General features: G+C 47.0%; 7 protein-coding genes. All 7 read left to right on the top strand.

Going from position 1 to position 10859, the window contains the following annotated elements; genetic code table 11:
* The coding region (locus BUB19_RS13695) for an MBG domain-containing protein (protein ID WP_143156034.1) at nucleotides 1-1532 on the top strand (1532 nt) is incomplete at its 5' end.
* Nucleotides 1533-1590: 58 nt separating this feature from the next.
* Entirely contained in the window at nucleotides 1591-2541 is a 951-nt protein-coding gene (locus BUB19_RS13690; protein WP_073095118.1) for a PorP/SprF family type IX secretion system membrane protein, read from the top strand.
* Between the two features lie 346 nt (nucleotides 2542-2887).
* Nucleotides 2888-3766: a diacylglycerol/lipid kinase family protein gene (locus BUB19_RS13685; RefSeq protein WP_073095117.1), complete on the top strand. Its 879-nt coding sequence runs from the start codon at nucleotides 2888-2890 to the stop codon at nucleotides 3764-3766.
* Between the two features lie 137 nt (nucleotides 3767-3903).
* The gene (locus BUB19_RS13680; protein WP_073095116.1) at nucleotides 3904-4500 is read left to right on the top strand and encodes an RNA polymerase sigma factor; all 597 of its coding nucleotides are present in this window, start codon (nucleotides 3904-3906) and stop codon (nucleotides 4498-4500) included.
* A 125-nt stretch (nucleotides 4501-4625) separates the two neighbouring features.
* A complete protein-coding gene (locus BUB19_RS13675; protein ID WP_073095115.1) occupies nucleotides 4626-5648 on the top strand; it encodes a FecR family protein in 1023 nt (340 codons plus the stop codon).
* A gap of 177 nt (nucleotides 5649-5825) precedes the next feature.
* Nucleotides 5826-9293, top strand: coding sequence for a SusC/RagA family TonB-linked outer membrane protein (locus BUB19_RS13670; RefSeq protein WP_073095114.1), 3468 nt, complete (start codon nucleotides 5826-5828; stop codon nucleotides 9291-9293).
* Nucleotides 9294-9311: 18 nt separating this feature from the next.
* Complete coding sequence (locus BUB19_RS13665) at nucleotides 9312-10856, top strand: RagB/SusD family nutrient uptake outer membrane protein (protein ID WP_073095113.1); 1545 nt, start codon at nucleotides 9312-9314, stop codon at nucleotides 10854-10856.
* The last annotated feature ends 3 nt before the right edge of the window (nucleotides 10857-10859 follow it).

Raw genomic sequence — 10859 nt, 5'->3', positions numbered from 1 at the left:
CGGCTCTGACGATCACGGCAGATGACAAGTCCAAAGTGTATGGGGAAGAAAACCCAGGCCTGACCTTCACCTATACCGGTCTGGTCAATGGAGATTCGGAAGTAAGCACCGAACCTGGCATTAGCACCACTGCGACCGTAAGCTCTAACGTAGGCAGCTATCCGGTTAGCTTGACCGGCGGCTCGGACGATAATTATGCGATCACGCTGGTAGCGGGTGAACTGGAAGTTACGCAAGCGGCTCTGACGATCACGGCAGATGACAAGTCCAAAGTGTATGGGGAAGAAAACCCAGGCCTGACCTTCACCTATACCGGTCTGGTCAATGGAGATACGGAAGTAAGCACCGAACCTGGCATTAGCACCACTGCGACCTTAAGCTCTAACGTAGGCAGCTATCCGGTTAGCTTGACCGGCGGCTCGGACGATAACTACGCCATCACGCTGGTGGCTGGTGAACTGGACGTTAGCCCCAAAACGCTGGAAGTTGAAGCCGACAGCGGTTTGTTCAAGACTTTCGGGGATCCTGATCCGGAATTCACCTACCTGGCCAGTGGGTTTGAAGGAGGAGATGGCTATGAAGTCTTGACTGGCCAACTGGAAAGGGAACCAGGAGAAGCACCGGGAACTTATACCATCCAACAGGGCAGCCTGGATCCAGGTAAAAACTATCAGGTTGAATTTACAGGAAACCAATTTGAGATCATTGAAATCGTCGTAACAGATGTGCTGGAGTTGGCACCTGTCCATATGAATTGGGGTGAACCCATTCCGGAGCTGCCGGCCACGGTACTGGTGATAACAGACCGGGATGAAATCATCAACCTGGCGGTAACCTGGGATAAATCAGCAGTTGACGTGTTAGCGAGCGGCAGTTACACGTTGACAGGTACCCTGGAATTGGGCAACGTGCACGAGAATCCGGAAAATCAGCAGGCAATAATGACGCTGGTAGTCGACCCAAAACAAGCACCGGCTAACCTCCTGATTTCAAACAATGAGTTTGAAGGTAAAGAAGCAAATGCGGTGGTGCAGATAGGCGAATTGGCAGTGATCGATGCGGTGGATGATATCCATCACCTTGAATTGCCTGAAGGATTGCATGACAACAGGTTCTTTGATATCTCCTCCGGCCAGCTCTACTGGAACAGCCCGGAAAGGGCAGAAGGAAAAACCACGTTTGAGGTGTTGGTCCGGGTGACAGACAGGGATGGCAACGTGATGGACCGCCTGCTGGAGATCAAAAGAATCCGGGAATCGGTACGCGATATCAATGTGTACAACAGTTTCACTCCTAATGGTGATGGTATCAACGACGGCTGGGGCGTTCCCGAATTGCGGCACTATTCGGGGGTGAGGATCCAGGTTTTTGAAAGAAGCGGCAAGAGGGTGTTCTATACCCAGGATCCGGATCATCGTTGGGATGGGACCTTCGAAGGGGTGGACTTGCCGATAGGAACCTATTATTGGACTGTTCAGGTAACGGAAACCGGAGAAACCAGAAAAGGGATGTTGAATATTTTGAAAAAATAAATTTAATGCCGGCCTGCCCGTGCAGGCCGGTTTTTTTTAACCAGAAAAAACCAAGGAAATGAAAAAGTTTTACCTATCTATATCGATCCTATTTTTCGCTGTGATCGGAGCAGACGCGCAGTCCCGGAAATATACTTCTCAGTTTAGCCATTTGCAAGCTTACTACAACCCGGGATTGACCGGGTATGAGGGGTCCACCTTAAGGGGCCTGGTCCGCAACCAGTGGGCAGGCTGGGAAGGTGCTCCCAAAACCTACTTTTTTTCAGCAGAATTGGACTTTGCCGAGTTGGGTGGCAATGCCAATGCTGCCCTTTTGGGAAAAAATGCAGTGGCGGTGAACTTGTTTTCAGACCAATATGGACCGTTTTTGGAAAATGAATTGATCGCCAGCTATGCCTCAAGAATCCGGATCAACAAATCTACCAACCTGCGCCTGGGGGCCGGTGTAAATTACAACCATTTGAGGTTGGATGGCAGCCGTCTTACCGCAGAGCAGGGGAATGATCCGATGATGATGCAGTATGCCAATGGCTTTGCAAGGATGGAAGTATTGGATTTTAACCTTGGGCTGGCATTGACCCATGAAAAATATTATGTTTCTTATGCAGTGCACAACGTTAACGGAGGAGCCCTGAACTCTGGAGATATCTTTATGGACCGCAAGCCCCCGGTCAATATTTTTCAGGCCGGCTACCGCAGCAAGGTAGGGAAGCAAATGATGCTGGCTTCCAACCTGATGTATCGCTCCCAGGAAGACCTGCCGGATAATGTAGAATTTAATGTCAAGTTGCTGATGATGGACAAACTTTGGATCGGAGGAGGCCACCGGGTGAATTATGCCAACAGCTACCAGCTAGGGGTGCTGTTTGAAGGGTTCAGATTGGGCTATGTTTATGAAACGCCGATGGTTAAGTCCTATTTATTACCCAATGCCACCCATGAACTGATGCTGGTCTACCACTTATTTGGTAGTCCCGATAGAAAAGAAAATGGTTTGAGCATTTGGTAGAGATGTTTTGATCATAACAAATCCACCTTTTCAGGCCGGCACATAGAAGAGCCGGCTTTTTTCGTATTTTTCCGGACGCAATAATAGAATATCGAAAACGGCTTATATTCCCCGAACAGGGCCTTTCCTATCACAGGGGGCCAGGGAAATGGGGTGCACACCTGTTTGGATTTACTGGATATTGCAAAGAATCCAAAATCAAAGCGTGTATGAATCTTTAACGACAAAGATCTTTTTGATCAATTTGGCACCTGATTTGTTCGATTGGAGTTTGATGCTTTATTTTTGACAGATAGGAAGAATACCTGTAACTATTTCAACCAATTTTATCAATTCAATAAACCATATGGTAAAGCAACATGCCTTATTTATACTAAACCCTTACGCAGGAGATATTCCTGACAAAGACGAGATTGTACGTTCTATCTGTGATCAGTTGGAAAATTATACCCTGTGGAAGACAACCGGGGAAGACGACGGAAGGAAGATAGGAGAATTGCTGGAGGAGAAGTCCTATGATCTGATCCTGGTGGGAGGTGGAGATGGTACCATCAAAATGGTAGCAGAGGCAGTAAAGGATAAAAACTGCAGCCTGCTGCCGGTACCATTTGGTTCGGCCAATGGCCTTGCTACCTGCCTGGGGATTGAAACCTGGGAGGACAGCCTGGAGAGCCTGCAGCAAGGACAGCAGATAAGTATGGATCTCCTGGATGTGAATGGACAGACCTGCCTGCACCTATCGGATTTTGGCCTGAACGCAGGCATGATCAAAAAGTTTGAAGAGGGTGATGAACGGGGGATGGCGGCATATTTTAAAAGCTCCCTATCCAGTTTATTCGAAATAAAACCGTATCCATTCCGGGTATGTCTGGAAGGTAAAAACGAAGATATTGAAGCCAAAATGCTAATTGTAGCCAACGGATCAAAATATGGAACCGGCGCCACCATCAATCCCGGAAGCAGCATGGACGATGGTGTTTTTGAAATTATCGCCATCAATCCAGATGGGTTTCAGGAATGGCTTGAACTGACATATGCGGTAATGCGTGAAGATTTTGGGGATCTGGATTTTGTGAAAGTCTGGTCTTCAAGCCAGGTGGATATCTATAACTCAGGTAAAGCCCCCTTTCACGTAGATGGGGAAATAATAGAACCCAGCGAAAGGGTAAGCATACGTGTAAAAGAACATAAAATCAACTTTTATTGGAATCCCGGTGCAGACTGATGGGGGTACTGCACAGAAAATTCAACAATTTTTTTAAACAATTATAGCTTTAATAGTGGTTGTTTAGTGAAATGGCCTTTTGCAAATACTGATATAAGTGGTAGTTTTGGAAGGTGCTTTCCCAAAAATGACCTGAAATGGAAAATTTAAGACCTGCCGGGGAAATATGTGTTTCGTCTTTGAGAAGGGGAGATGAACGTGCATTCGCAGCCCTTTTTGATCACTATGCCAGAAAGGTTTACCTGTATTCCCGCAAGTTTGGCTTACCGCATCAGGATGCAGAGGGTATCGTACAGGAAGTATTTCTAAAGATCTGGCAAAGAAAGAAGGACCTGAATGAGCAATTGTCTCTAAATGCGTACATTTACAAAATAGCCAAATCGTTTATCATTAAGAGAAAAAAAAGGTTGCTGCTGGAAAGGGTTTTTGTTCAACTGGAAAATGGTGCCGTTCCTGACGTTCCAGGGGATGAGGATGAACACCGCTATATCATCAATGACCTGCTCAGTTGGGTCTACCGGATTGCCAGGAATTTGCCCAGCGGTCAGCGGGAAGTATTTGAATTGAAGAACAAAGAGCATCTGAGTGTAGACGAGATTGCGGTCAGACTGAATGTCCCGAAACGAAGAGTAGAAAATCAAATTTACCTGGCAAACAGAGCCATTAAATCTAAAATCAACACCGAGAAAATCTTGTGGCTGGCAGGTACGGGATTTTTCGAATTACTACAGTAATGATAGATTTTTTTCGATTATATTAAATTTCAACTCTGTTATTTAAAAATAATGTAATTTTTGTTTTTTTGACAAGTATTTCCTGGCCCTGAGGGCTAGTATATAGTAAAGTCCAACTTTACTGTATGAATAAAGGCTTATTAAAGAAGCTGTTACAATCCAATTTGAGTAAGGAAGAAGCGGAAATGCTTTCTGCCTGGCTTCAGGATGATTCCTCAGACGATTTTTTCTCGAAAGAATTTGACCAAATGTTTTTGGAGGACATTGATGTCGAGGCGGAGGAATATCCGGAATGGAAGTCTGAGGAACTCAAGTTGAAGGTATTACAGCAAATCAGGTCCCTGGATTCTCTGCATCGAAAAGGGGAGAACGCAGCCAAGCGGAGGACATTGGATGTAAATCGGTTTTTTAAATATGCTGTTGCAGCAACAGTAAGTTTGCTGTTGGGTTTCTATTTTTATACCAGCCAGTTGCAGTCTGATGCTCCGGCAGCAGGTAAGGTACAATGGGTTTCTAAGGCCAATCCATCTGGAAAAAAGACCATCATTCATTTAAGCGACGGGTCAAAAGTTTACCTGAATGCAGAAAGCAGCATCAGGTATCCGGAAAATTTCAAATCAGACAGAAGCATCATTCTGGAAGGCGAGGCATTTTTTGAAGTGGCCGAAGATACGCTACACCCCTTCCGGGTAGAAGCCGGCGCCCTGCTAACTACCGCTTTGGGAACATCATTTAATATCAGGACTTTTCCGGAGGAGGACAAAGTATTTCTGGCGCTGGTAAGCGGAAAAGTAAAAACGGAGGTGTCCGGTACAGGAAATGAAGCTTATCTGCTGCCGGGCCAGGGTACTTCTCTGGATAAAAACTCGCAGGAGATTCAGCTGCCATATCAGGCCAATCTGGATCAGGTGCTGTTTTGGAAGGAAGGTGTTCTGCACTTTGAACAGGTTTCCTTTTTGGATCTGATTACCCGACTGGAGCGGTGGTATGGAGTGGATGTCACCGTCAAAGGAGATTATCCCAAAAGCGGTACCTTTTCGGGTACATTTAAAAATAATGAAAACCTTACTAATGTCTTGCAGACCATACAGTTTGCCGAAGAATTTAGCTTTGAATCTGAAGGAAAACAAGTATTGATACAATTCTAACCGATCTGCCTATGAAAAATCAGGCCCGGAAAGGTACTTGCCATTCCAGTCCGGGCCACAGACCAAACATCAAGCCGGTAGCAAGCGTGATTCTCAACTCAGTTGCTCCCGGAAAATCATGAATTTATGTTTAATCTAACGTTCTAAATTATGAAAAATTTATTACGCATAATAATTATGTCTGTCAAATTTGTCCTGTATGGCTTTGCATTTCTCGCAGTTACCATGGCCTCTGTGTTGGCGGGAACAGCCAATGGGCAAGTCAAAAGCATCGATGAAATTGCTGTCCGTATAGATGATGGCGAGCATAGCCTTCTGGAGATCTTTCACACCATTGAGACCAACAGTGAACTCAGGTTTTTTTACTACGACAAAAAAGTAAATTTAAAACAAAAGGTTGAGTTGAACTCCGGTGAAGAAATTGTCGCCAGGATCCTTGGTGAAGTGTCCGGAAAGACCGACCTGCAATTCAAGCAAATCAACAATACAGTTGCGGTAAGTACAAAGCCCAAAACCAAAGACAAGAACACATCCCAAATGGATGATTTAAAAACCGTCACAGGAACTGTTCGGGATGATTCCGGTGAACCCTTACCGGGCGTCACGGTATTTGTAGAGGGAGCTTCATCCGGCACGGTCACAGATCTGGACGGAAAGTTTTCGTTGGAAACACCCGATACTGGATATTTGATATTTTCCTTTATCGGTTTTCAGCGAGAACGCATCAATCTGGAAGGCAGGGCCGAATTTAACATCACGCTCAGGCCCGAAGACAATTACCTGCAGGAGGTAGTCGTAACCGGCTATGGCAGTCAGATCAAAAGAGAAGTTACCGGAAATATCTCTTCCGTAAAGGGAGAGGACCTGGCGAAAGTGCAGGTACCTTCCTTTGATGCAGCCCTTCAAGGCCGGGCAGCCGGCGTGCAGGTAAATCAGGGTAGCGGAGTTCCGGGCGCTCCATCCAGGATTCTGATCCGGGGGACCTCATCTATTTCTGCAGGTTCGGAGCCCTTGATTGTAGTAGACGGTTTTCCCCTGACGCAGGAGCTTACGGGGCAGGGGGGCATCAATTCCTTTATGGCCATCAATCCGGCAGATATTGAGGACATCCAGATTCTAAAAGATGCCGCAGCCACCGCCATCTATGGTTCCAGAGGGGCTAACGGCGTAATCCTTGTCACTACCAAATCCGGCAAGGAAGGACAGAGCAGTGTAAATTTTAATTATAGCTATGGCGTACAGGAACCGGCCAATATGGTAGAAATGGCTGATGGTGGCCAATGGTTGCGAATGGTGGACCAGTCTTTTGCCAATGATGGTTTTGACCGTCCCTGGGATCCCGTCGTAGATGGCGGATTGGTGAGTTCATTTATCGATACACCCAATCAATACCTTACCCGGGAAATGGTAGAGCAGGTAGCTGCTTCCGGGGGCACGGACTGGCTCTCTCCGCTATGGCGGCAGGGATCCATTGAGGATGTAAACCTTTCGGCTACCCGCGGAAACGAGAAATCTTCCTATTTTATTTCTCTGCGTTATCAGGATCATAAAGGACTCATGAATGCTCAGCGGCTGAGAACTTACGGAGTAAGGGCAAACCTCGATTTTTCAGTACTGGACAACCTGAAGACCGGTATCCGAACGAACTTTAATTACTTTGAAAACCAGCAGGGTCAGCTCGGCGGATCCAACGAAGCCAATCCTAACGGTGGTAGACCGGATCGGGGAAATCGCGGTGGATATGGTGCGGCACTGGGAGGAGCGGTGCCGGTTTTACCGGTGTTCATGGCCGATGGCAGTTATTTTGACCCGTTTGGAGGAAGAAATCCCATTGTGGCCAACCTGCCATCCAATTATCACGATAAAGCCGAAAATTACCGGAACATCAGTAGTGTATTTGTAGAATTTTCTCCCGTCGACGGCTTGAGTTTGCGGGCAGAAGGCTCTATAGATACCTGGTACACCAAGTCCACCTACCATGTAAGTGATGCGATAAGAATTTCGCGCTACGGAGAGGTGGGAAATGTATTGCGTAATAACCTCAACCTGAATGCCTATGCTACCTACAGAAAAAAATTGGGAGACCATCAATTTACCATTGTAGCTGGAGCGGAACGGCAAAGCCGGAATTTCTTTCGTACCGACGCAAGAGCAGAAAACCTGGTATCCTCGGATATCAATATCGGAGAGACTGCCGGAAACAACGTCATTTCCCTGGTAACAGGAACTTTTCCGGATTTTCGCATTCAAAGTTATTTTGGAAGATTAAACTATAACTACAAGGAAAAATATTATGCCATGGCCAGTTTCCGCCGGGATGGTGCTTCCGTTTTTGGCAGGGACAACCGATACGGTCAATTTCCTGCCCTGTCTGCTGGTTGGATCATCTCCGAAGAGGACTTTGCCAGCAATCTGGGCCCAGTGAATTTTCTGAAGTTGAGAGCCAGTTTTGGCAGGACGGGCAATGCTGACATTCCAAATGTGCTCGAAAACCGCTACGTCACCTGGCCGGCTTATTCCTTTGGTTCTGGTATTGTCCAGAGCGTCATTGGCGTCCCGGATATACAATGGGAAGAGATCAATACTGTCGACGCCTCGCTGGATTTTGAAGCCTTCGAATCCCGGGTGAGCGGCTCAATTGGGTTTTATCAACAGGATGTCAAAAACATGTTGTTGCTCAACCCCATTCCTCCTTCCCAGGGTATATTGCTGGGTAGCTCGGCCATATGGACAAATATCGGTGATCTCAGAAACAGGGGTGCTGAATTTTCGCTCAATACCGTCAATATAGATTCTCCAGGTGGTTTCCGTTGGAGGACTGAAGTGAATCTGACCCTGGTCAAAGATAGGGTGATGAGTCTGGTGCCCAGGCTTGATGAAAACAATCTGGGTATCGTTCAGGGCGCCACCATTACCCGAACCGGAAATCGTCTGGGTACCTATTTTATGGCTGAACACGCTTTTATCGATCCGGAAACAGGATATGAATACATTTATGAGATCAATCAGGATCTTTTCAATGAGACCGGAATTATCGAAAAGACGGGAGAAACCATCCTGGCCACGCCTGCTGCTGCCCAGCAAAACCGGGTAGAATTGCAGGGAAAAAGTGGTCTGCCAACTTATTTTGGGGGATTTCAAAATACTTTTTCCTACAAGGGATTGGACCTGACGGTTTTCTTTTCATTTCAGGGAGGAAATTACCTGTATGATGATAACCGGGTGGAAGTAGCCGGGGGAAGCAATTTCAGAGCTGACCTGGAGGACCGGATGTGGACTCCGGAGAACCGAAACGCGGAATTACCCAGGCAAAGTTACCTCAAGCGAACCCGGGAAAATGAGCCCATTGCAAGACCAGGATCTACCTCCCTGTACCTACAGGATGGCTCTTTTATCCGTTTGAGAAATGTACAGCTAAGTTACACCCTCCCTGCCAGCCTGCTATCCAGAGCCAGGATCAAAGGGGGCAGGGTTTACGTCAACGCTACAAATTTACTGACCTTTACAGACTACGATGGTTTTGATCCCGAAGTAGCGAATTTTGATTCCAACAGGCAAAACAGGAACCTGCAGCAGGGATTTATTGGTGGAGCACCCTTCCCTCAATTGAGAACCATCACAGGAGGAGTTTCATTTACTTTTTAAACCTAAAATAGAAAGAACATGAAAACGATAAAATGCTATAGTTATAAATTTAAGGCTTTCTTATTACTGCTTGTTACCTTATGCTGGTCATGTGAAGATCAATGGCTGGAAGACGTGGGGGTGGTATCGAATGGTTTTGCTGATCCCAGAAATACGCAGGATTTGGAGCAATTGGTAAACCGGGCCCTGTGGGTGGCAGGAGGATCAGGTGGTTTTCAGGGTATCCATGGCAACCAGGCCATTTATTCTGCCACCATTTCGGATGTAGGCAAATTAATGGATGAGCTGGGTGTAGTAGGACAAGATGCCATCGACTGGTATGGCAGGGATTTTTCCAACAATACCCATTCCCAGCCTACCCGAAATTGGAATGCAGGTTATGCGGTGTTGCTGGCTGCCAATGCTGTAATTGACTGGATAGAAAGAAACGGACCTTTTGATGACCAGCAAAGCCATTGGACGCCTAGGATTCTCGGTGAGGCTTACTGGCTCCGTGCCTGGGTAAACTTCAATTTGGTGAGGATCTTTGCCCCTCCCTATGGGGCTGACAATGATGCACCTGCTATTATCATCAAAAACCGGTTACCCAATTCGGCTTTTGATAATCCTGCTCCTGCCACGGTCCAGCAGGTCTACGATCAGATTTTGGCTGACCTGGAGCAGGCCATCGCTTTACTTCCTGAACAATACGATCCCGACCGTGACCCACCTGCTTTTGTGGATCGCCAGGATAGAATGGCAGCTCATTTCCTGGCCATGCGGGTTAATTTTCAAATGAGAAACTGGCAGCAGGCCGAAGAGCATGCCGATATAATCCTCAATTCCGGTAGGTATCCCCTAAACGAAGACCCTATTGAAGCCTGGAATAAAGACCAATTTGGGGTAAAGGGAAATGAAGTCGTATTTCAGTACGTTACTTCGGGTCCCCAAACGAATTGGAAACCTCCTGTGATCTCCCGTTGGCTGGGTTATTCCGATCCAAATGGAAGGTGGAACCTCACTGACCGGTTCAATAACAACCAAATCATGTCTCTGAGCGAGCATTTCAAGTCTGTCACCGGATGGGACAACCACGAGGAAGCGATGGGCGACAAACGTTACGCACAGTTGTTCATTTCCTTCGGCGCAAATGAGGATCCGCGGCCTGCTTATCAGGGGCTGAGCCAGCGGGAAGTATGGGGCCATAAATGGTACCGGGCCGGTGAGCCGGAAGCCTCCAACAGGGTCTCAAGCCTGCCATTAATGCGTTCTGCTGAGGCTTATCTGACACGTTCCTTTTTGCGATTTTCCCGGGGAGACACTGAAGGAGCCAGGGAGGATTTAAATGCAGTCAGAAACAGGGCCGGTCTGGACGATTATACCGGTCCCATGTCTGAGGAGATCATAGAAGTAGAGCGAATGAAAGAATTGGTTTTTGAAGATGACCGATTGTATTATCTGCAGGCACTTGAAAAGGATATTCCAAACGGCGACAGGGGCACAGGAGGCATTTCCTGGACCTCCCGCACCTGGCAGTCTATCCCGCAAAATGAAGTTGACCTTAACCCCAATATCAGCAATTAAGCT

Source organism: Cyclobacterium lianum (assembly GCF_900143075.1).
In the GTDB taxonomy this organism is placed as follows: Bacteria; Bacteroidota; Bacteroidia; order Cytophagales; family Cyclobacteriaceae; genus Cyclobacterium; species Cyclobacterium lianum.
This window is presented reverse-complemented; position numbering and strand designations above follow the sequence as displayed.

Excerpts from the sequence above, each read along its gene's own strand:
- BUB19_RS13690 (WP_073095118.1), top strand. The coding sequence starts at position 1,591 with ATGAAAAAGTTTTACCTATCTATATCGATCCTATTTTTCGCTGTGATC.
- BUB19_RS13685 (WP_073095117.1), top strand. The coding sequence starts at position 2,888 with ATGGTAAAGCAACATGCCTTATTTATACTAAACCCTTACGCAGGAGAT.
- BUB19_RS13680 (WP_073095116.1), top strand. The coding sequence starts at position 3,904 with ATGGAAAATTTAAGACCTGCCGGGGAAATATGTGTTTCGTCTTTGAGA.
- BUB19_RS13675 (WP_073095115.1), top strand. The coding sequence starts at position 4,626 with ATGAATAAAGGCTTATTAAAGAAGCTGTTACAATCCAATTTGAGTAAG.
- BUB19_RS13670 (WP_073095114.1), top strand. The coding sequence starts at position 5,826 with ATGTCTGTCAAATTTGTCCTGTATGGCTTTGCATTTCTCGCAGTTACC.
- BUB19_RS13665 (WP_073095113.1), top strand. The coding sequence starts at position 9,312 with ATGAAAACGATAAAATGCTATAGTTATAAATTTAAGGCTTTCTTATTA.